Origin of the sequence: Longimicrobium sp. (assembly GCF_036399255.1) — a bacterium.
Taxonomy (GTDB): Bacteria; Gemmatimonadota; Gemmatimonadetes; order Longimicrobiales; family Longimicrobiaceae; genus Longimicrobium.
In genome coordinates this window covers 1-21,542 of the sequence record NZ_DASWNM010000136.1, presented here as the reverse complement: position 1 = coordinate 21,542, position 21,542 = coordinate 1, and the positions used below count along the sequence as shown (strand labels likewise).

Sequence of the window (21,542 nt, the reverse complement as noted above, 5' to 3'; positions counted from 1 at the left end):
CAGCGAGGTCATAGAGATCGTGGAGGTGAGGCAGGGCAAACCGAAACCCGCACTATCATCAGTAATGGTCCATCCCCAAGAATGAAGGAGTTGCGGGCAGAGTTGGATCAAGCAGAAAAGGACTTGGAACATCGTGAGAAAAAGTCAGTGCATGATACTTTGAAGGGTATGGCTAATGAAAAGCGCCGGTCGGAGGAAATCCAAAGATCCGCAAAACCTGCGGTAGACAACTCTCCGCGAAAGCCGGTGAGCGACTCACGCCCCCCTGAACGCGAAGGTTCCACCCCACATGGCCCTGTCCCGCAGGAATCGGCGGGCCGTTCGGTTGAACCTGCCCGCTCTGGGGGGCGGGAAGCCGGTTCTGACGGTCGGCTTCGCCTCGAACGGGCCAGGGAACAAGCCGCGCCCGCGCAAGGCGCTTCAAACGAAGCGCAGACCGCCGTGTCTGCTAACCAGCAGCCGGGCTCAGACGGTCGGCCTCGAATAGACCAAGCCCCGGATCCAGCCAAGGCCGCGGAAGCTGGCAATTCAGCGCAGAACGCCACATCTGCGGACCAGCAGCGGGGCTCCGACGGAAAGCTTCGGCTTGGACAGGAGACGAGTTCGTCTGCCTCCGCACAGCAGGAATCGTCGTCGCAACAGGAGACTTCTAGCACGAGTTCCGAGTCGCAAGAGAAGTCGACCTCACATGAGCGGAGTCGATAATCATCTATGAATAGCTTTCAAGATCACCTGCGCCACGTCGAAGGCGTAGAATTGACCTTTGATGGGAGTCGAGCACCGTTACCCACGGGAACCCCCGTCTGTGTTCTCACGGGGAGCGACGGGCAGACGCCTGCCCAGCCCATGAGCCTCCCGCTGGACGCATCACTCTTCAGCCATCACCTGCTCATCTTGGGTAACGTCGGGACGGGAAAAACGGAGGCGATCTCCAAGATCATGCGGCAGGTGCAGGCGCAGTTGACGGACGACGACATCATGATCGTCTTCGATACGAAGGGCGACTTCCACCAGCGGTTCTATCGGCCCGGGGACGTCGTGGTGAGCAACGATGCCGAGGCGTTCGGCTACGAGGGTGACTTCTGGAATATTTTTTCCGAGATCACGCTTGACCGGACTGAGCGCAGCGTGCGCGAGAGTGCTCTTGAAATAGCAAACACGCTTTTCGCCGACAAAATACAACGCACATCTCAACCGTTTTTTCCACAAGCGGCTAAAGACGTATTGGCAACCTTTCTGACCACGTGCTCGCTCGAAGTGTCCGTAGACGACCTGCACAACGAAGCCCTGATCAAGTTTTTTGAGGAAAAGGGACGACCAGAATTGCAGCAGTGGTTCGCGGCCCACAACCTCAAGCGCGTGGGCAGCTACCTGTCCGCCGATGCCTCAGCCCAAGCAGACGGTGTGGTGGCGGAACTGCACCAGCTGCTGGGTGAGATCTTTGTGGGCGATTTTCGCAGAAAAGGCGGGATGTCCATCCGCGAACTCATCCGCAGAAAGGGCGGGCGCACGATTTTCATCGAGTACGATGTCACGCTTGGAAGCGTGCTTGCACCCATCTATCGGCTCCTGATCGATCTAGCACTCAAAGAAGCGATGGCGAAAAAGACCCGCGGCAATGTATGGGTGTTCATCGACGAGTTCCGTCTGATTCCCAACCTGCAGCACATCGACAACGGCATTAACTTCGGGCGTAGCCAAGGGCTCAAGATTTTGATTGCCCTTCAGAACATCCCGCAGGTGCACCATGCCTACGGTGAAGCGATGGCTGAGAGCCTGCTATCGGGTCTCTCGACGCTCATCTCCTTTCGCGTTGACGACAGCAAGTCTCGCGAGTTCATCCAGAATCGCTACGGCTTTGCACTCAAGAAGCTGGTACAAAGAAAGATGGGGCAGGTTACACAAGGCCAGATCTCTGAAGAGATCCGGCCGTCGAAAGTTATCGAGGATTGGGACATCTCCCGTCTCGCGGTTGGCACGACCATTATCGGACTTCCGGGAAAGAACCCGTTTGTATTCCGCTTTGATCGCTAAACCTCGCGTACGGTCTACCCACTTACTGCCGCTTTGCACGCCTCGCGCAAGTCGCTCCCGAACTCCAGCACGGCCTCCGCAACCAGCAGGTCCATCGACATCTCGCATTCGGAGACGTAGCGGGAGAGCTTGATCGAGGAGTACGCGACGGCTTCCAGCGCACCGAAGCGGTCCGACAGCATCTCCAGCAGGCGCGCGGGTGAAGCATTCGTGTCTCGCATGGCTTCTCCTCCACTCGTTGGCGTGTGAATCACATTGCGTGCGTCGTTGCGCCTCTGCTGCCCCTCCGCCTAACTTGGGCGCTCGCACGGCGCTACTCGCGTCTGTGTGTAACCTAATTTACTTGACAGATTTCGTCAATACTTTTTGGTTACATCAAGGAGTGGACCCTGAGCAGCCCAGAAGAGGATTTCCAAGCGCTGATCCGGCGCATAGTTGAGGAGAGCGGGATATCGCAGGCTCAGCTCGCGCGTGATGCGGGGCTGAGCTACGCGGCGTTGCATGCGTGGATCATCGGCGCGCGCTCGCCGCGAACGGAGAGTCTCGTCCAACTGGCCGAGGGGCTGGAGAGCCGATCAGACAAGCTGCGGGAACTGTCGAAGCAACTCCGCCGCGCGGCTGGGGAATAGATGCACCTGTGGCTCCGGCCAAACGAGCGGTGCAACTCACAATTGAACACGGTATGCTGCGGCGATGACCCGCGATGAACTAGCTGGCGAAATTCAACGTCTCCGTGCAGAGTCACTTCGTCAGTGCGAGGCGCTTGAAGCATGCAACACCTTCATCGGGCGTGCTACTGACGAAGCGGCTTACGGCGACAGCTACTCGTTCTTCGGCCGAATGAGAAAAGCCGCCGAATCTATCCCTGACGACTTCGAAGCGCTGGATCTTCGGAGCCCGGTCAAAGATGTTGATCGGCGTCTGCAGCCATACTTACGTAGCCAGCTATTCATCGCATTGGTCGCTGAGGCAGAGGTCTTTCTGTCCCAACTGTTGCGTGCTGTGCTATTGGCGTTTCCTGGCAAGCTCAAGGACCGAGACATTCGGCTGAAGGACATTATTAGTTCGGATAACGTCGATGAGATTATAGCCCAAGCCGCAGATGCGGAGATACATGATTTGTTTTACGCACGTCCGGCGGATGTTCGGACCTCAGTTGAAAAGATCCTGTCCCTTACGAGAGCGGAACTAGAGGACGTCTGGCCTAAATACGTCGAGCTAAAAGCCCGGAGAGACGTGGGGCTTCATAATGCGTGGAAGCGCAATGTGGTTTATGAGAGAAAACTCTCGGAGGTAGGTGTTTCCGTTCCTTCCGATTTGTTCTTAGGTGTAGGGGAGACCTATTTCCGCGCGGCAATCGAGACAGTCCGGCAACTCGTGCGGATTTCAACGGATCACTGTAATGCTAAGTTTGCGCCGCGAGATCAGTAACGCGACAGTGACAGGATGCGATGAAGAGATAAACATCAATGCATCACCATCGCCTGCGTCTAATTATCCCAATCACCACGGGCGGGCGGGAGGATGAAGGCAGGGAAGAGCGGCGGGGCAAGGGCGCGACGGACGGCACACATCAGTATTGTTCGCGCGGGTGCGGGAGCGCGGGAGCACAACCAGGAGAACGTGGACGTCGACATCCCCCGCGACGCGCTGGTGGTGTTCACCGGCGTGTCGGGGTGGGGCAAGTCGTTGCTCAAGGTATCCGCGTGAGGGGACGACGAGTGACACCAGAACCCAATCCACGCCGCGGCATCGTTAACCGGCTTCTGCGGACGGCTGTCGCGATCGCGTGCATGGGCGCGCTCGCCTCCTGCGCCGCGAGCAGAACGCCCGCGCTCCCCATGGCGCCCGCGGAAACGCTTGGTTTCTCGCAGGCGACGCTCGACCGCATCGACCCCGCTCTCCAGGCGTTCGTCGACTCGGGTCAGGTGAGCGGCATCTACGCCGTGATCGCCCGCCACGGCCGCATCCGGTACGAGCGCACCTTTGGCCAGATGGATGTGGCGCGCGACAGGCCCCTGCGCCGGGACGCGATCTTCCGCATCTACTCCATGACCAAGCCGGTGGTCGCCGTGGGGGTGCTCCGCCTCGTAGACCAGGGCAGGGTGGGGCTCGACGACCCGGTGTCGAAGTACATCCCGTCGTTCGCGAACGTACAGGTGTTCGCCGGGGGAACGGCGGATGCCCCGATCCTGCGGGCGCCCGACTCGCCGATCACCGTCCGCCAGCTCCTGAACCACACCTCCGGCCTGGCGTACGGGCTGACGCCCGGGCCCGTCGATACCATCTTCAGCCGGGCGAGGCTGTACGATGCGGGCCGCACGCTGGAGGAGTTCACCGACAGCCTCGCACGCATCCCCCTGCTGTTCTCGCCGGGGACGCAGTGGAGCTACGGCTCCGGGCTGGACGTCGCGGGACGGGTGATCGAGGTCGCGTCAGGGCAGACGCTCGACCGCTTCCTGGACGAGCAGCTCTTTCGGCCCTTGGGCATGCGCGACACCGGCTTCCGCATCCGCCCGGAGATGCGGGACCGCCTCGCGACCGTGTACACGCCTGGAGCCGATGGCACGCTGCAGCCCGTCCGCGGCGACGGGCTCATGGCGATGTTCGAGCCGGAGGCGCGCTTCTTCTGGGGGAGCGGCGGCCTGCTTTCCACGCCCGACGACATGCTGCGGTTCACGCAGATGCTCCTGGACGGCGGCGAGTTTGGCAGGACGCGCATCCTGCGGCCGGAGACCGTCGCGCTCATGACCCACAACACCCTGCCGCCGGAGCTGACCCCGGTGCCGAGCGGCGCGCTGCGCGACCCGACGTACGGATTCGGGCTGGGGGTGGCCGTCAAGGTCGACACCGCGGGGGCGACGCGGCCGGGACCCGTCGGCATCTTCCGCTGGTCGGGGTACCTGGGGACGTACTTCTGGGTGGACCCGGAAAACGACCTGATCGCCATGGTCTGGACGCAGCTCTCCCCCGGAAGCCGCGTTCCGCTGGAGGCGACGTTCCAGGAGCTGGTCTACTCGGCACTACAGGGAATAGGGAATCGGGAATAGTTCACGACGAGGAAGCGGAACCGCGCTTCGTGCATCACGTTAGGCGTGGCTTGTGCGAGGGATGCTCGGACGTTTCGCACCGCCGATGGAGTCGAGCGGTGTGAGCCCGACACCCGAAACGCAGCGTTCTCCGCATGGCTCAACCCGCTTTCGACAGCGCCTACGCGCGGCTCCCGGACCGGTTCTTCGCCCGCGTCACGCCCACGCCGGTCGCGGCACCCCGGCTGATCCGGGTGAACGCGCCGCTCGCGACAGAGCTGGGCATCGACCCGGACTGGCTCGCCAGCGAAGAAGGCGTGGCCGTCCTGGCGGGGAACCGCGTTCCCGACACCGCCACGCCTATCGCCACCGCATACGCCGGGCACCAGTTCGGCAGCTTCGTGCCGCAGCTGGGCGACGGCCGCGCCATCCTGCTGGGCGAGGTCATCGACCGGGGCGGCACCCGGCGCGACGTGCAGCTCAAGGGCGCCGGCCCCACACCCTACTCGCGCCGCGGCGACGGACGGGCGGCGCTGGGTCCCGTGCTGCGCGAGTACCTGGTCAGCGAGGCCATGCAGGCGCTGGGCATCCCCACCACCCGCGCACTGGCCGCGGTGACCACCGGGGAGCGGGTGATCCGGGAGACGATGCTTCCCGGCGCCGTGCTGACGCGGGTCGCATCCAGCCACATCCGGGTGGGCACCTTCCAGTTCTTCGCCAGCCGTGGCGACGTGGAGGGCGTACGCACGCTCGCGGACCACGTCATCGCCCGACACTACCCGCACGCGGCCGATGCCGAGCACCCCCACCGCGCGCTGCTCGAGGCCGTGGTCCGCGCGCAGGCCGAGCTCATCGCCCGGTGGCTGCTGGTCGGCTTCGTCCATGGAGTGATGAACACCGACAACACGTCCGTCGCCGGCGAAACCATCGACTACGGGCCGTGCGCCTTTCTGGACGAATACGATGCCTCCGCGGTGTTCAGCGCCATCGACCGCCAGGGACGCTACGCCTACGCCAACCAGCCGGCCATCGCCCAGTGGAACCTGACGCGGCTGGCGGAGTGCCTTCTCCCGCTCCTGGGGGACGACGCCGACGCCGCGGCCGAGGATGCCGTCCGGGCGCTGGAGGCATTCGGCCCGGCGTTCGAACGGGCCTACCAGGGCGGCCTGCGGCGCAAGCTCGGCCTGTCCACCGAACGCGAAGGCGACGCCGCGCTCGCGGAAGAGCTGCTGCAGGCAATGGCGGCGAACGGCGCAGACTTCACGCTCACCTTCCGCGGGCTGAGCGAGGCGGCGGCGGATGAGGCGGGGGACGCCGACGTGCGGAGCCTCTTCGCGGATCCCGCCGCGTACGACGCGTGGGCGCCGCGGTGGCGGCAGCGGCTGCGCGAGGAGCCGGGCGACGACGCCGCGCACCGCGAAGCCATGCTCGCGGTGAACCCCGCCTTCATCCCGCGCAACCATCGCATAGAGGCAGTGATCCGGGCGGCCGTCGACCGGGACGACTTCGCTCCCTTCGAGGAGCTGCTGACGGTGCTGGCCAGGCCGTACGACTCCCAGCCGGACTTCGCGCGGTACATGGAGCCGCCTGCGCCGCAGGAGCGGGTGCTGCAGACCTTCTGCGGCACGTAGCCGAATGCCCAAGGACGAGTGCTGACCAGCGGCAACGACGTCAAACCGCGGCAACACGGCGCGCGGTCGGCGGAGTTCGTGCGGTGGGTGCGGGAGCACACCTCAAGACGTGGACGTCGACATCCCCCGCGACGCGCTGGTGGTGTTCACCGGCGTGTCGGGGTCGGGCAAGTCGTCGCCCGCGTTCGCCACGCTGTACGCCGAGGCGCTAGCTGGAGTCGGTGGCGCCGTAGGCGGGCCGGCTGTTCCACCAGATGGGCATCGCACACCGCGGGGGGAGCAGAGGCGGATTCTCCCTGCTCCCCTAACCGCGTCGCCCGTTACTCCATCACCCGCGGCATCCCGACTCGAACTTGTTGTACGTGAACCCGCTGCGCTCGGGGTTGTCGGGGTCGTAGACGACGGTGAACTTGAGGGTGCTGTAGAAATTGTCCGCGCGCCCCTGGCTCACCACCTTCCAAACGAAGCCGGACTGGAACTCGTATCCGTTCTCCGTCCATACGGGCGAGGTTTCCTGCCTTCCATTCTCCTGGTTGATGGAGATGAAGCGGTACCGGCGTCCGCTGTACAGGCCGCGCCCACCCATCCCCTGCGTGTTCTGGTGCGCCCTGTAGCTGACCTCGCCATCGGTGACGGTGGTGGTCACGGTCATGTGGAACGTGCCAGTCACCTCGATGGGCTCCAGCGTGCACGGGCTCCACGACTCGAATGCGACCTCTCTCCGAACGTTCGTGCGGGTGATGACCGGCTTGGATCCGGAGTTGAACGCGGGCGCCGCCGTGAGCGCCGCCGGCTCCAGCGGGGTGGCGCGGTCGCAGCCGGCCAGCGTTGCCGCCATGAGCGCGGCGACAGCGAGAGAAAGGCGCATTGGGTACCTCCTGTTCCGGGTTCCTGCTCCCTGTGTGGGTCGGCCCGCCGAGCACAACCCGAGCCACCGTGCAACCATATGTAGTCGCAGAAACGGGCGGGGCCGAACATGCGGCACCAGGCAGGCGAATGCCATGCAGGGCAATGCGCACGGCGCAGGGCGGCGTCCGCGGCACGGGCCGGGGCTTCCCATCAGCCGCACCCCGCGCGCGGAACCGAGATCGGCGCGCGGTGGCATCTCCATCCACCGATCCTCATCATCCTCCCCATTCAGGGAACGCACTTCGGGCGGGCGGGGCAGATGAAGGCAGGGAAGAGCGGCAGGACGGCGGACGCGGCCGAGGCCGCGCGGCAGCACGAGTTCGTGCGGGTGCGGGGGGCGCGGGAGCACAACCTCAAGAACGTGGACCTCGACATCCCGCGCGACGCGCTGGTGGTGTTCACCGGCGTGTCAGGATCGGGCAAGTCGTCGCTCGCGTTCGGCACGCTGTACGCCGATGCGCAGCGGCGCTACGAAAGTCGCGGGTGTGGGGAAGTTGCGTGATCGCGCCGGGGGTGTCATGTTATGGGCGTGTCTAACCTATGCAGACACAACTAGTGAGATGCAGTAGCCTGTTTTCGGCGCTGCTCCGTCCATCAAACCGCTGCCCTGGAGACGTAAGATGAAAAAGCAGAAGCTGAATATTACCACTCTGGAGGTCAGCTCGTTCGAGCCGCAGGAGCAGGTTGCTGTTCTCGGGCCGGTGGAGAGGATGACCGGTCGGACCGGCTACTGCAATACCTGCATAGGCGCCTGCGACTGGACTGTATAACCGGTTCCAGTCAAGCCTGCATCGACGCATCGGTGATCTACCGGTGCGTCGATTCGTTGTAGCCATCGGTGCCCAACTCTCGCGCCGCAGCCGCTCTACCTTCGGCGCGGTGCTGCCAGGACCGGGAGGGGGCCAAGGGTCTATCAGGCATCTCCCGTGGCACACCGCACATCGCCGATTGGAGACAACGCGCGGTTGCATCTCCATCCGCCGGTCCTCATCATCCCATTCCCAATTTCAGGAACACACCTTAGCGAGCGGGAAGGATGAAAGCGGGGACGAGCGGCAGGACGGTGCCGGACGCGGCGGAGGGCGCGCACCAGCACGAGTTCGTGCGGGTGCGGGGGGCGCGGGAGCACAACCTCAAGAACGTGGACGTCGACATCCCCCGCGACGCGCGGGTGGTGTTCACGGGCGTGTCGGGGTCGGGCAAGTCGTCGCTCGCGTTCGGCACGTTGTACGCGGAGGCGCAACGGCGCTACCTGGAGTCGGTGGCGCCGTACGCGCGGCGGCTGTTCCACCAGATGGGCATCCCCGACGTCGACGAGATCGACGGCGCCGTGGCCCTGCAGCAGCAGCGCGGTACGCCCACCACGCGCTCGTCCGTCGGCAGCGTGACCACGCTCAGCAACCTGCTGCGGATGCTGTACTATCCGCCCGGCCAGCCGCTGCTCTCACCCGAGTCGTTGGTTACCGACTTGGACGGGTTCCGGCGGGTGCTCCTGAACTCGCGGGTGCCGCGTGTTCTAGGGTTGACGGGGCTACTGACAGGTCTATTATGTGGAAAGACGCCGGACGAGATGACTCCGGCGCGCCGTACGAGACCGCTCGGTCGGGCGGCCTGTGGACAATAGCCGAGTAGGTATACATGCCTCTGGTCTTCGTTCATGGCGTCAACAATCGGAAGGAAGACCCGGGCTACGATGTCCGGATCGGGCTCACTCAGCGTTTCTTCGACCAGCATCTCGCGGGCGTGTTGATCGGAGGTAAGCCGCTGGGCTCGACGACCGCGACATTCCCGTACTGGGGCGACCTTGCCACCCAGTTCCCCTGGGATATGGCGGGCATTCCGCCTATGGACGGGAACCAAGCGCTCGGCTCCGTACAGCCGGACATGCGCGTTATCGTGGCCATGCTCCACGACCGGCTGGGCGATTTGGCGTCCGGGCAGGATCAGCCCCTCGCCACCCTCGCGAAGCGGTCGCTGCCCGACGCGGTCGCGCTAATCACCGATCTGCTCCTGCTGGAGACCGCGGCCCAAGACGCCGACGTGACAGCTGCGTTCATTGCGGAGGCCCAGTCGTACGCCGAGGCCCACCCTTACCCCGTTTGGTTGCCCTCGGTAACCACCGATCAGCAGTTCATTGGGCAGCTCATCGCATCCGTGAAGGCGAGCGGAAGCGGCGGTCTCGACGCGCTCGGGAGCCCCTTCGCCAAAATTGGCAACTGGATAGGCGCCGGTGCCGCCAAACTGAAGGGCGAAGTAAAGAAAGCGGTCGGCACCGTTGTGGACCGGGTTGGGGACTACGCCTCAACCCAGACACTGGCGTGGGCGCGTAGGCCGCTGAATGCCACGTTGGGCCGCTTCTTCGGCGACGTGTTTGCGTACCTAGACCACCGCGGCACCCGTCAGAGCCCCGGTCCCATCCCGCAACGCATCCTCGCCTCACTCGACGCAGCGCGGGCCGCCGCGCCGGGTGAGCCGCTAGTAATCGTCGGCCACAGTCTAGGTGGGGTGATCACATTCGACCTGTTCAGCCACTTCCGTCCCGACGTTCAGGTCGATCTGTTCGTGAGCGTCGGTTCGCAGATCTCGCATTTCGAGGAGATGAAGCGTTTTCGGACAAGCGACCCGACAATTCCATCAACGGCCGTGCCGCGTGCTCCGTGCCCCGCCAATATCAAGCGTTGGCTCAATATCTTCGACCCCGTGGATATCTTCTCATACGCCTGCCGGCCCGTGTTCGATAACGTCATTGACTATGCGTATGACACCCGTACCTACACAATAAAGGCACACGGCGCCTACTTCGATCAGAAGCGACTATACGAGCGCCTCCGCGAGCGCATCAACCAACTGCCATGACACTTTACGCTCCTGCCACCGAGCTAGACCTCGTACTAGGGGAGCCGCGCCTCCACGCGCTGGTTATTGGCGTGGCGGACTACCCGCACCTGATCGGCGGAGACTCCGCAGCACAAGCGAAGGACCCGTTGACCCTCACGCAGGTAACGACGCCGCAGTACACCGCGGCGGCCGTCGCTGACTGGTTAGCGCGTTGCTATCACAACCCCGACGTGCCGCTCGGATCGGTTGAACTCCTCATCTCATCCTCGCGGCAAGGCGCGCCGGGAAAGCCGCCGATCCCCCCGGCCGAAGGGGCGACAATGGCGAACGTAAAAGCTGCGTTCGACCGGTGGGTTGGCCGGGCGGGCAGCAACCCCGGAAACATCGCGCTGTTCTACTTCTGCGGCCACGGACTGTCAAAAGTGAATCAGTTTCTCCTCCCGTCCGATTTCGGCAACCCGGCCGTCCTCGACGCTTGGGAGAACTGCATCGACTTTGATGGGATGCGGGTAGGGATGAGGTCGTGCAAGGCACAAACGCAACTCTTCTTCGTTGACGCGTGCCGCGAGATTCCCTTTGGCGTGCTCACGAAGGAGCCGCGCGGCCACCGGCTGATAGACTCCGACATCACCGACAACGTCGAATGCTCAGCCGTCTACCACGCGGCTACGGAAGGCAAGCAGGCATTCGGGCCCGACGACGGCGTGTCTTATTTCGGGCAAGCGGTGATCTCGTGCTTGGACGGCGTCGGCGCCATGCGGCGCGGTGCGGCGTGGTTCGTCGACACCTACTCGCTCGGTAACGCGCTCGGTCAAGTGATGGCGCGCCTCGGTCGTCGCCACAAGCTCAAGCTCAACTGCAACCCTTCTCCTAGCGGTATGGCCGATATCCACCGCACAGCCACGCCACGCGTCTATGCGGTCGTCGGCTGCACCTCCGAGACAGCGAATCGCGCCGCTGAGATCGTCTTGGAAAAGGGAGCAACGCGGGTACACTCGCCGTTCGGCAGCCCCAAGCCGATCTTTGAGGAGTTGGAGGCAGGGCGGTGGAAGATTGAGGTCCACTTCCCGAACGGCGGGTTCTCATCGCCATACCTGACGGAGGAGGACTTAATGCCGCCGATCTTCGAGGGAGTGGCGGTGCCATGAGCGGACCTCTGAAGATCACCTTTGCCCGCGACATGCCAGTAGCCGCGGTTGAGGTGGTGAGCCCAGACCTGCAGGTGGTCGCGCGCACCATGCTCTCCTCCGGGCGGTCGAAAACGGTGCACGTGCCCTCCGAAAAGAGCTTCCTGCGGATTCACCTCCCCACCGGTGAGGTCGTGACGCTGAAGGAACCGGGCTCGATGTCACGCACGGTTTCGCGGGCGAGCCTTCGCCGACTATCGGCCAGCGGCGAGTTGGTGGCGCCGGAGATACCCTCCGCTGGCAATGGCTCCACCGTCGCGACGGGCTCCACCCCCGGCAATGAAGGAGTAATGAGGCCGGGTCCCATGCTCAAAGGCACTGGGAGCGACGCGTCAGCCAAGCCGCGGCCGACAGTCAAAATCACGCTTGGGTCTTCGCGGAAGGAAGCTGCGCCAGCGCGGGCGCCCCGCCCTGAGCCCGTGCAGCGCGGAGAGCCGCTCGCCTTGGGCGACAACGGCGCGGTGCGGCTCGATGGGCCCTCCGACACCCAAGTGGTCGGGCGATCCCGCGGGCGACACGGTCAGGTGTGGACCCTTCACGGGCGCCCTGCTGACCCACCGGGGCAACTCGAGTACCGCTCGGGGGCGTTCCGGTTGCGGGCCCGTCTCCCGAGCACCCTTCTGCAGGTGAAGCTTGACTACAAACCTGTGCGAAACGCCCCTGGGCTGCTCGACCTTCGCCTGAGGGGGAGTTCGCCGGCCGCGGACGCGATCCTGTGCTACATCCAGCGTGGGGACATGTACTCAGCGCAGGCGATGGAGGAGTGGATTGATGAGGCCGAGAGCATGGTTCTCACCGATGACAGCGATCCCTACTCGGGGACCGTCGGCGCATACCTCCTCCTGCGCCTGCGTCGCTTCGACCGTCTCAGGGAGTGGACCCGTGAGATCGCCGACCGTTTCGAGTTCCTCCCAGACGGCTGCGTCCTCTGGGCTTGGCAACTGCTGCAGACGCACCCGGATCGTGCCAGAGAGGCGCGCGAGTACCTCCTGCGCGCGGCCGCGCGCGGCCTCCCCGTCTACACCGACGGGCTTCGATTGCTGCTAGACGGCCTGCAGATGATGGGTGAAGCCGCGGCGGGTGAACGCGAACGCATTTCCGCAGAGGCTGGCGACGTAATTTGGAGCGCGCCCCTGACAACGACAATCGCACTTGACGAGACGGACGCGGGAGGCCGGACGGGGCATCATGGCCTGCGGGTGGACGTGCGGTTCGTAGGGAGTTGAGGCGCGCGTGATGGCAGAGGCGCGGGGGCGGACGCCGTATACGAAATCATCTTCAAGGCGCGCAAGAATCGCAGTTAACCCGCTGTCCGAGTTGATGACGGCAGGAAACAGCGGCGAGACGCCGGATGAGGCGGACGCGCCGCAGCACGAGTTCGTGCGGGTGCGGGGGGCGCGGGAGCACAACCTGAAGAACGTGGACGTCGACATCCCCCGCGACGCGCTGGTGGTGTTCACCGGTGTGTCGGGCTCGGGGAAGTCGTCGCTCGCGTTCGGCACGCTGTACGCCGAGGCGCAGCGGCGCTACCTGGAATCGGTGGCGCCGTACGCGCGGCGCCTGTTCCACCAGATGGGGATCCCCGACGTCGACGAGATCGACGGCATTCCGCCCGCCGTGGCCCTGCAGCAGCAGCGCGGCACGCCCACCACGCGCTCGTCCGTCGGCAGCGTCACCACGCTCAGCAACCTGCTGCGGATGCTGTACTCGCGAGCGGGCGACTATCCGCCCGGCCAGCCCATCATCTACGCCGAGGCGTTCAGTCCCAACACTCCCGAGGGCGCCTGCCCCCAGTGCCACGGGCATGGCCGCATCTACACGGTCACCGAGCAGTCGATGGTGCCCGACCCGTCCCTCACCATCCGCGAGCGCGCCGTCGCCGCGTGGCCGCAGGCGTGGGGCGGGCAGAACCAGCGCGACATCCCAGTCGGTTGCGCGTGGCCGCGCTCGTTCCAGCCGTACGCGGACGGGCAGGGCGGTGGGATTGGAGGAACCCCGAATTCTACTTGGGGACGTTGAGATCTATGTCAATCTGAATGTCGTCCTGCTCACGTTCGCTCTGAGTCAGCCGCTCTGATTTTGCTTCGCAGGGACAGAGATTTCCATTCTGGTCACGGACGGAACCGTCGAAGGCATAACGGCACACGGAACCGTTATCGGGACGTTGCTCGGGATTCTCGAACTTACCATGGCCGTTTCCTCCATCCTTCCGCCTCACTTCATGGTCCACGTCCGGCGAGGGCGTGATCTCCATACCATCAAGTACCACGATCTCCTTCTCGTCCGGCGCAGCCTTCCCATCCTCCACCTTGGGTGGGGCTCGGTATAAGCGGAGATGCACGTCGTCCGGCCGGTCGTAGTGGGACGCGCCACCAAGGCGGCCCAACGTCTCCGCCGCCTGTCGAATGCGGGACTCGCGTTCAAGCAACTGCTGTATCTCGCTCGGGATCTTACCCAGCTGCTCGATGCACTCCTTAGCTACCACACCGTCTATGAAGAGCGCCCCGACAGTTAGCGGGATCAGCGCCCATGGACCGAGGCTAGCCACGATTCCGCCTGCGGCGGGAGTTGCCTGAGCATAGCGCACGACCAAGGCTGTACACGATACTGCGGCATAGGCCAGCGCGGACTGCACACCTGCCTCTTGCAGGGACAAGTTAGTCAGCCCGAGGACACCCGAGACCATGGCGAACCCAAAGCTCCGAGGCACGGAGGTGATGGGACCCTCTTTGGCGAGCTTGTTCACGTCCAATCCCACCTTCGCGAACGAAGCAAGGCGGCCTCCCACGAACTTCCAAGTCTCCATGTGCAGCGGCGTCGAGAACTCGCGCCATGTGTCGGCGTACTGCGAGTAGCCCGGAGTGGGGCTGAACTCCGCCGCCGCGCGCTGGCTCGCGGCCCGCTGCTCAGGCGTCAGGACCACGCGGACATTATCCGGTAGATCAGCCTCGCTGATGTTTGCGAGCGCAGGGTAGACCAGGGTTACAGGCACCCACTTATCGTGAAACACCATCCGAGCCCGCAACTCCAATCCAGCTGCGGCAAGTTGGGTCGCCATCAGGCGACCGTCCTCCAAAAAGGCACTTAAGTTCTCGCTGAGTGGCCCAGGCTGCACGAGGTGGAGTTCGGTGCGTGCGAGGGCATCAAGCGCCTCCTGCGTGAAGTCTTGCTCTATAATTGGCGAACTCATCGTCGGTAGCCTCGGTCGGTGGGAGTGGTCAATCGCCGATGCGCGTGAGTTCCACAACAAGATCGTTGAAATCGCCGTCCACTCCATCCTCCATGGCATAATCCAGCCGCGGTTCGGTCGGATGCACGGCGCGTCGGATGAAGCAGGGCCACCAGGGACCAAGGTTGTCCAAGGTCGCGGGGCTCCAGCCCTCGTGCCGCTCCGCATTCGGGAATGCCGGGACTGGTGGCTTATCCTTCGTCACGAGTTGGGCGATGAGTTTCCCTCCGGGGCCCGCCTTTTCCGGCTTGTCCTTGGGGAAGGCATTTTCGTTCGGACCGAGTACGACCCACCGTTCACCTGGAGGAGGCTGGTTCGGATTCGCTTGTTCAGGTAGACGGTATGACCATGCCTCTACGCGGATGATCATCCCGGGCTCGATGCGAAATTCGAACGGACTCGGGTCGTGATTTTTGAAATTAGTGAGCATCCCCTGGTCGCCTCCCCCTGGCCCGGGTCGCCGGAAGCGGCTGGACGGCGCAATGGGAACGGGCTGAAGGGCGTTGGGAATGGTACCGATAGCAAAAAAATTAAGAAGGTGGCTCTCCACTTGAATGCGTCTGAACCGATACAGCCCCGGAACTAGGCGCATGTCCCAAATCAGAAAGGTGTCCTTCTCCGAAGACGAGAACAGCGGCGCCCCCGAGGCATTCTGGATTGCCGTAAGAACCTGCATAGTCTGTGTTGAGCCGGTCTGGATTAGACCTGACACAAAGTCTTCGTCGAGCAGATTATTACCAGACATAAGCGTCACCCCCCTTAAAGGTGTTTGCCGGGAGCGAACCCCACCCGGAAAAATCTTGTTCCCTGCGGTGGGTGGGACGGAACTCCGTCGCCCAACCCCAGGCAGGTGCCTGGAGCCGGGGACGGAATAGGCTGCCGACCGCCAGCGCTAAATGCCGTTGTTTGTGGTTGCCGCTACCGGAGTGGGGGGTGGGGCAGCGGGCATCTGCGGGTGCTTGATTGGGGCGGGTTCTAAAGTGCGGCGGAGAGTACCGGGAGCACTGACCAGACTCATCTGGACCTGACCGGACATCGTGCAGTCAAGCATCGGCAACGCAGGGTCATAACTGGCCGCGTTCGGCTGCTCAAGACGGATCTCGATCTCCTTGTTAGCCGTCCATCTGGCGGTGCGGTTGAGAGTCTGCGGCGCACCGCCGCAGACGAGTTGCCAACTCAAGAATTGCGGCTGCACGCCGACGTTGATTAGGCCGGCTGGATCGGTAAGCTGATACCTCACGGTCCAAACCAAGGAACCTGCCTCCGTCGCCGGCGTAGTTGTCCCCACGACATGGCTGAGTTGAGGGCCGGCATCACTAGTTAAGATCGCGTTCTCCGCTGCCCGAATGGCGAATGTGGAGCCGCCGACCGGGTCGCCGAGCACTAGGTCGTAGCGCAGCGAAATCTGAGCTGCGGGTGGAGGCGGGGCATTTAGCGTAAGGGCGACCTCAAACTGGCAGGCGGGTTGCCCCTGTGTGGTCGTACTTGGCGTCGCCTTCTTAAGCTCTAGCAGGCCCAGTTGGCCTGCATCTACGCGCCGTGCAGTCCAAAGGTTGAAGTCGCACGCGGTCGCAGGTACACCGGGGACTTCGGCCACATGCACATGCGGCGCAAGTTCCGAAACCGTCGTTGATTTCATTGTCAACTGCGGCACGATCCGGATTCCACCAACGATCGTTGCAGGCGAGGGGAACGTCACTATTGTCAGGTCGGGACGGCCCATAGCGTCTCGATAGTGAAACGTACCCACATTGTTTATAACCGTTTGTGCATCAAGTGCCGCCTCGGCGCGGATTGAAGCCTCCGCCGACGCGATGCCAGGCGCTGCGGCACCAGCCCTCAAGTTGAACTGCCCACTATACGCATTGCTGGCATTGCTGGCATTGTAGATTGTGCCGCCGCGGAAGCTCGCAACGTAGTAGTTGGTGCGTGTCGCCTCATCAGCGTGAGCTTGGTACCAGCGCCAAGCCAAAATCTGCGCCTGCAACTTGTCCGAAGGAGACGCCGCCGGATCCTGCAAGCCGTAGTACACGGGGGATTGGAGAATCCCCTGGGTGACCGACAGCAGAGTTCTATTCTGTCGTTGCGCCATCGCGGCTCCCGCTGTAGAGAAGTGGGCTGCCGGCACGGTCAGTTTCGCTTCGGCTTGGGTCGTTGCGGCCAATATTGAGGAGCAGTTCTGCGTGTGTGTGAGGCTAGATGCACCCGGTACGAACATCGTAATGGGGTCCTGCGACGGCGGTGTGCCAACCGCGCGCGCCGGGTCCGTCATCTGAAATGCGTACGCGGCGGTTGGGCTGTCGAAGACGTACGCAAGGAGCCGCGCGGCGCCGTAATTGGTCTGATGATCCACTGGCTGGAGGAGCGCTTCACGGAAATAACTGCGGACAGCCGTGGGGATTCCACTCCGGCGGTTCTTCTCCTTCACCTTCTTGTGATACAGTGCTCCGGGTAGACCACAATCAGTTAGAACTTTACTGAAGGCCTCCTCTAGATGATATCCAAGGGTGCTGGGGGTGTTGTAGGGAGTTGGCCACTCTTGGGCTGCCGCACGGCCGACGCCGCAGAGGATTGCGGATGTGACGGTAAAGGCCCACCCCATGCGAACGAAGAGATACTTCGTAAGGCTGCGGCTAGGCTGGATCATGGTGTCCCCCTCGAATGCTGCTGTTGATGGATAAATGCATGAAGTTGGTGCCAAGAAATGCATGATGATCAGCAGTCAGGCCCTTGTCAATGTTTTTTCGGCGCTAGCGCATTTCACCCACTCACCGCCGCTTTGCAGGCCTCGCGCAGGTCGCTCCCAAACTCCAGCACTGCCTCCGCAACCAGCAGGTCCATCGACATCTCGCACTCGGAGACGTAGCGGGAGAGCTTGATTGAGGAGTACGCGACGGCTTCCAGAGCACCAAAACGGTCCGACAGCATCTCCAGCAGGCGCGCGGGTGAGGCTCCTTCCATCTTCATCGCATCCTCCTCGTTGCTTGCGCCTTCGGCGGAGGATGCCTATCGTGTAGACATCCCAGCTGCCTCGCGGCGGGTGGATTCTAAGGGCAGTCGCGAACTCTTGGCGGGGTGAGCGGCTGCCCTTCGGCTTTCGTTGTATATCTAATCTGTAGGCGGATAGCTGTCAACGATCCTGCTCTACACATCAGAAGGAGACGCGTGTGGTCAGCCCGGATCGAATCCAGAAGATCGTCCGAGAAGTGATCCAGGAGAGTGAGCTTCCGCGCACGTTGCTCGCGCGTGATGCGGAGTTGAGCCGCGCCGCGCTCGAAGCTTGGGTTGTGGGCGCGCGCACCCCGCAGTCGGAGAGCGTGGAACAGCTCGCGAACGGGCTGATGCGCCGCGCGAACGAACTGCAGCATTTAGCTGTTCGCTTGTTGGCCCTACGGGAGCAGATGGGGCAGTCTGACTGAGTTCGTAAGCTGATTGGATATACATCTGTCCTCGGAGGTTTAACATAATGAATTGGCCAACGACACTTGATGGTTGGGACAAGCTGGCAAGCATCATCCAAAGCTTGCTAACATCAACTGCCGTGCTCGTCGGCGGCGGATGGGCGCTCCGAAGGTACGTTATCGGCCGCGAAGGCACTTGGAATCTGCGACTGTCGATTGAGCACATGCCTCTTCGGTCGCTTGGAGACCACGAGCTAGTGCTACTCATTGTTGTTTTTGAGAACATTGGCAAAGTCGTAATCCATACAGGTCAGAAGGGGTGCAAAGTGGTCATTCGCAATTTGCCGACAGTCCCGTCCGGAGCTGGTGTGCTGCGAGCTGACCAGAAGGCACCTCCCATCCTTGAAGCCGAAATCATACGCTCACGTGCTAGTGCGCAGGACGTGGATCGATGGGAATTGGAGCCGGGTTGCAGCTTCCGGCACTCTGTACCCGTGGTGCTTCCTCGTGAGGCGCTGGTCGAGGTTCGCGCGATTTTCTATTGGAAAGATGACGTGGACTCAGCCACAGCCCGTCGCATCATTGATCTGAAGAGCCTGCGAGAAACCACGCCCCGACAGAGTTGATTGTTGAGGCTTAATCATCTCTTATACCAAACACACCACGGGCGAGCGGGGCGGATGAAGGCAGGCAAGAGCGGCGGGGCGGGGAACGGGGCGGATCATCCGCGGCAGCACGAGTTCGTGCGGGTGCGGGGGGCGCGGGAGCACAACCTCAAGAACGTGGACGTCGACATCCCCCGCGACGCGCTGGTGGTGTTCACGGGCGTATCGGGGTCGGGCAAGTCGTCGCTCGCGTTCGGCACGCTGTACGCCGAGGCGCAGCGGCGCTACCTGGAGTCGGTGGCGCCGTACGCGCGGCGCCTGTTCCACCAGATGGGCATCCCCGACGTCGACGAGGTCGACGGCATCCCGCCCGCCGTCGCCCTGCAGCAGCAGCGGGGCACGCCCACCACGCGCTCGTCCGTCGGCAGCGTCACCACGCTCAGCAACCTGCTGCGGATGCTGTACTCGCGCGCGGGCGACTATCCGCCCGGCCAGCCCATCATCTACGCCGAGGCATTCTCGTCCAACACCCGAAGGATGCCTCACCCCGCTCCAGGCGCTAGAGCGGTTTGCGATCTGGTTTGCAGTCGGTAGGCCGCGTCGATCTCGCGAATTTCCACGGTTTGCGCCCGGCAGGCGACTACAGACTGCCCTGCAAACCGCTCAAAAGCCCGGATCCATCTTCACGGTGTCGAGCCGCGACGTGTAGCTGCCATCGACACGGCGACGCGTAGTCGTGCGAAAGTACACGCGCTCGTTGCCAGGGATGAGGACGGTATCCACCTGACTCTCCGACCACGACACCACCCACCGGCCTTTCACCCAGCAGTACTCCGCGTAGCGGTGCAGCATCCCCGCGTGGCCGAATACCCATCCTGTGTACACGCACGCGCGGCCGTCCAGGAGATCTACGTGGCTTTCGCCACTCAGCACCGTGTCTCTCACGAAGCGGTCGCGCGCCGGATCGAACATGAACACGTCCACGACCAGGTTCCCGGTGACGCCCCGGAACATCGTCACCTTCACGTTCATCCAGCCATCCCGGTTCAGGTCCACCCCCTGAAGAAAGTCGGAACCCAGCGGATGCGGCTCGCTGTCCTCCAGGTGCAGCACCTGGCGCGGCTCCCGGGACGAAGCGGGTGAATGGACGAGCACGGAGTCCAGCCAACCGGCCGAATCGCCCAGCGCCGTCAAGCGGATACGGGGGCGCCCTGCCCGCAGGCGGCACAGGAAGGTGGGATCGACGGACAGGTCTTCCCTGGCAAAGGTACGAACGGAGTCGCGGAACGGCCTCTGGTCGCGCACATCCGTGCGCTCGCACAGCGCTCCGCCCTGCCTGGCGTGCAGCCGCGGATCGGCCGCAGGATCGGTGCGTTTCCGGGGTGGAGGGGGCGCCGCGGCGGCGAGCTCGGCCCGCGCGGGGGCGCGATCGGTTGCCGGCGGCGATGGTGGGTCGGGAGCGCTGCAGGTGGCCGCGAAGATCGTGGCGGCGCAGACGGCGAGCGATACCTTTCCGCGCTTCACGTGCGGCATGGATGGACAGATACGGGATGATGAGGAGACGCGGACGGCCCGCGATCCCGGCGCTGCACACTTCAGTCCCGTTCGTCCGGCATCTCCCATCGGCACGACTCTGGCGCCGCGCGGCGGACTGCGGAGCAGAGGTCGGCGCGCTGATTCAGCGCTATCTCCCGGGCTGCTCCATCTACATCATCACTACACCACGGGTGGCGGGGGCGGATGAAGGCAGGAAAGCCGGCGGACGTAGCGGGCGGCACACATGAGTACGTGCGGGTGCGGGGGGCGCGGGAGCACAACCTCAAGAACGCGGACGTCGGCATCCCGCGCGACGCGCTGGTGGTGTTCACGGGCGTGTCGGGGTCGGGCAAGTCGTCGCTGGCGTTCGGCACGCTGTACGCCGAGGCGCAGCGGCGCTACCTGGGATCAGTGGCGCCGTACGCGCCGGGCTTCATTCAAGAGTGGGCACAGCCTTCTCCCCAATTCTACTCCACATCAGGGTGATTCTGATGGCCGCACATAGCGTAGTGATCCAGAAAGCTGATGGTGGCGTTGAACTGTATCCGATGAAGCAGTGGCTGCGCGATCACCCAGAATACCTGCCCGCAGGATTGCACCCGGATTCCAATACTTCGCATGCGCTGCGTGCCGCACTCAAGAAGCAGGGTTGGCGGTTGGAAATCCGCTCTGATCAGGTGCTGGTCGTTAAGCCAAACGACCAGGGAGATACAACCTTCACCTCTGAAGTCCTACCAGAAGCTCCAGATGACGATGACGCCGTTGAGGTGGAAGAGATTACGTTCGGGCTTGAACGCGATCTCCAATCGGCTCTGCGGGCGAACATCGGTCAGTTGGAACCAGGGCTGACAATCGTTGATGACGGCAGAGAACGCGTAACAGAAGCTGGTAGGATCGATATTACGGCAGTGGATAGCACTGGTAAGATCGTAGTAATCGAACTCAAAGCGGGGATGGCGACCCCGGAGGCAGTCGCGCAGATTCTCGCTTATATGGGAACGGTGGTAGCAGCCCCATTGTTCAGTGATAGACCGACAGGGTGAGGAATTCGGTCCACGACCAGACGTGGTCGCTCAACCCGATGGCCATCGCCGGCGAGCGCCGAACGTAGCGCCGCCCGCCCGGAAGACCTGTCCGCTCCTG

19 protein-coding genes and 5 pseudogenes are annotated in these 21,542 nt (G+C 63.4%); 17 read left to right on the top strand and 7 right to left on the bottom strand.

The features are described 5' to 3' along the window. Positions 1-846: 846 nt before the first annotated feature. Entirely contained in the window at positions 847-2,034 is a 1,188-nt protein-coding gene (locus tag VGC13_RS25175; RefSeq protein ID WP_331128076.1) for a type IV secretory system conjugative DNA transfer family protein, read from the top strand. Positions 2,035-2,048: 14 nt separating this feature from the next. On the opposite strand, the gene VGC13_RS25170 is transcribed toward VGC13_RS25175, so the two are convergent. Beyond that, positions 2,049-2,255, bottom strand: a complete 207-nt coding sequence (locus VGC13_RS25170; RefSeq protein ID WP_331128075.1) for a hypothetical protein — start codon at positions 2,253-2,255, stop codon at positions 2,049-2,051. Between the two features lie 129 nt (positions 2,256-2,384). Here VGC13_RS25170 and VGC13_RS33725 point away from each other — a divergent pair, with 129 nt between their 5' ends. From VGC13_RS33725 to VGC13_RS25150, 5 genes are all read left to right on the top strand, one after another. After that, positions 2,385-2,663, top strand: a complete 279-nt coding sequence (locus tag VGC13_RS33725; protein WP_414683016.1) for a helix-turn-helix domain-containing protein — start codon at positions 2,385-2,387, stop codon at positions 2,661-2,663. A 64-nt stretch (positions 2,664-2,727) separates the two neighbouring features. Beyond that, positions 2,728-3,465 carry a hypothetical protein gene (locus tag VGC13_RS25165; RefSeq protein ID WP_331128074.1) on the top strand — a complete coding sequence of 246 codons (738 nt, stop codon included), beginning with the start codon at positions 2,728-2,730 and terminating at the stop codon, positions 3,463-3,465. A 93-nt stretch (positions 3,466-3,558) separates the two neighbouring features. After that, a complete protein-coding gene (locus VGC13_RS25160) occupies positions 3,559-3,744 on the top strand; it encodes a hypothetical protein (protein WP_331128073.1) in 186 nt (61 codons plus the stop codon). A 131-nt stretch (positions 3,745-3,875) separates the two neighbouring features. Further along, entirely contained in the window at positions 3,876-5,084 is a 1,209-nt protein-coding gene (locus VGC13_RS25155) for a serine hydrolase domain-containing protein (RefSeq protein ID WP_331128072.1), read from the top strand. 134 nt (positions 5,085-5,218) lie between these two features. Next, positions 5,219-6,694, top strand: a complete 1,476-nt coding sequence (locus VGC13_RS25150) for a protein adenylyltransferase SelO (RefSeq protein ID WP_331128071.1) — start codon at positions 5,219-5,221, stop codon at positions 6,692-6,694. 328 nt (positions 6,695-7,022) lie between these two features. Here VGC13_RS25150 and VGC13_RS25145 read toward each other — a convergent pair whose 3' ends face one another. After that, the gene (locus VGC13_RS25145) at positions 7,023-7,562 is read right to left on the bottom strand and encodes a hypothetical protein (RefSeq protein ID WP_331128070.1); all 540 of its coding nucleotides are present in this window, start codon (positions 7,560-7,562) and stop codon (positions 7,023-7,025) included. 300 nt (positions 7,563-7,862) lie between these two features. Here VGC13_RS25145 and VGC13_RS25140 point away from each other — a divergent pair. The 7 genes and pseudogenes from VGC13_RS25140 to VGC13_RS25110 all read left to right on the top strand — a co-directional run. Then, positions 7,863-8,075: pseudogene (locus VGC13_RS25140) on the top strand (hypothetical protein); the annotation flags it as partial. Positions 8,076-8,223: 148 nt separating this feature from the next. After that, positions 8,224-8,373 carry a hypothetical protein gene (locus tag VGC13_RS25135; protein ID WP_331128068.1) on the top strand — a complete coding sequence of 50 codons (150 nt, stop codon included), beginning with the start codon at positions 8,224-8,226 and terminating at the stop codon, positions 8,371-8,373. 266 nt (positions 8,374-8,639) lie between these two features. After that, positions 8,640-9,056: pseudogene (locus VGC13_RS25130) on the top strand (excinuclease ABC subunit A); the annotation flags it as partial. Between the two features lie 185 nt (positions 9,057-9,241). Beyond that, entirely contained in the window at positions 9,242-10,459 is a 1,218-nt protein-coding gene (locus tag VGC13_RS25125) for an alpha/beta fold hydrolase (RefSeq protein ID WP_331128066.1), read from the top strand. Positions 10,460-10,530: 71 nt separating this feature from the next. Then, positions 10,531-11,589 (top strand): caspase family protein, encoded by a 1,059-nt coding sequence (locus VGC13_RS25120; RefSeq protein ID WP_331128065.1) that lies wholly within the window; start codon positions 10,531-10,533, stop codon positions 11,587-11,589. 665 nt (positions 11,590-12,254) lie between these two features. Beyond that, positions 12,255-12,854 carry a hypothetical protein gene (locus tag VGC13_RS25115; protein ID WP_331128064.1) on the top strand — a complete coding sequence of 200 codons (600 nt, stop codon included), beginning with the start codon at positions 12,255-12,257 and terminating at the stop codon, positions 12,852-12,854. 94 nt (positions 12,855-12,948) lie between these two features. After that, positions 12,949-13,557 (top strand): annotated as a pseudogene (locus VGC13_RS25110) (excinuclease ABC subunit A); the annotation flags it as partial. Positions 13,558-13,630: 73 nt separating this feature from the next. Here the strand turns inward: VGC13_RS25110 and VGC13_RS25105 are convergent. The 4 genes from VGC13_RS25105 to VGC13_RS25090 form a co-directional block, all read right to left on the bottom strand. Continuing rightward, the gene (locus VGC13_RS25105) at positions 13,631-14,818 is read right to left on the bottom strand and encodes a hypothetical protein (protein ID WP_331128062.1); all 1,188 of its coding nucleotides are present in this window, start codon (positions 14,816-14,818) and stop codon (positions 13,631-13,633) included. A gap of 28 nt (positions 14,819-14,846) precedes the next feature. Further along, entirely contained in the window at positions 14,847-15,611 is a 765-nt protein-coding gene (locus VGC13_RS25100; protein ID WP_331128061.1) for a hypothetical protein, read from the bottom strand. Positions 15,612-15,749: 138 nt separating this feature from the next. Next, the gene (locus tag VGC13_RS25095; protein ID WP_331128060.1) at positions 15,750-17,504 is read right to left on the bottom strand and encodes a hypothetical protein; all 1,755 of its coding nucleotides are present in this window, start codon (positions 17,502-17,504) and stop codon (positions 15,750-15,752) included. A 113-nt stretch (positions 17,505-17,617) separates the two neighbouring features. Continuing rightward, positions 17,618-17,824: a hypothetical protein gene (locus VGC13_RS25090; protein ID WP_331128059.1), complete on the bottom strand. Its 207-nt coding sequence runs from the start codon at positions 17,822-17,824 to the stop codon at positions 17,618-17,620. A 200-nt stretch (positions 17,825-18,024) separates the two neighbouring features. Here VGC13_RS25090 and VGC13_RS25085 point away from each other — a divergent pair, with 200 nt between their 5' ends. Together VGC13_RS25085 and VGC13_RS25080 are read left to right on the top strand one after the other, a co-directional pair. Beyond that, a complete protein-coding gene (locus VGC13_RS25085) occupies positions 18,025-18,276 on the top strand; it encodes a hypothetical protein (protein ID WP_331128058.1) in 252 nt (83 codons plus the stop codon). 662 nt (positions 18,277-18,938) lie between these two features. Continuing rightward, positions 18,939-19,394: pseudogene (locus VGC13_RS25080) on the top strand (excinuclease ABC subunit A); the annotation flags it as partial. A gap of 132 nt (positions 19,395-19,526) precedes the next feature. Here the strand turns inward: VGC13_RS25080 and VGC13_RS25075 are convergent. Continuing rightward, positions 19,527-20,486 (bottom strand): hypothetical protein, encoded by a 960-nt coding sequence (locus tag VGC13_RS25075; protein ID WP_331128056.1) that lies wholly within the window; start codon positions 20,484-20,486, stop codon positions 19,527-19,529. A gap of 117 nt (positions 20,487-20,603) precedes the next feature. On the opposite strand from VGC13_RS25075, the pseudogene VGC13_RS25070 reads away from it, so the two are divergent. Next, a pseudogene (locus VGC13_RS25070) lies at positions 20,604-20,855 on the top strand (hypothetical protein); the annotation flags it as partial. Between the two features lie 35 nt (positions 20,856-20,890). Then, positions 20,891-21,442: an endonuclease NucS domain-containing protein gene (locus tag VGC13_RS25065; RefSeq protein WP_331128054.1), complete on the top strand. Its 552-nt coding sequence runs from the start codon at positions 20,891-20,893 to the stop codon at positions 21,440-21,442. The last annotated feature ends 100 nt before the right edge of the window (positions 21,443-21,542 follow it).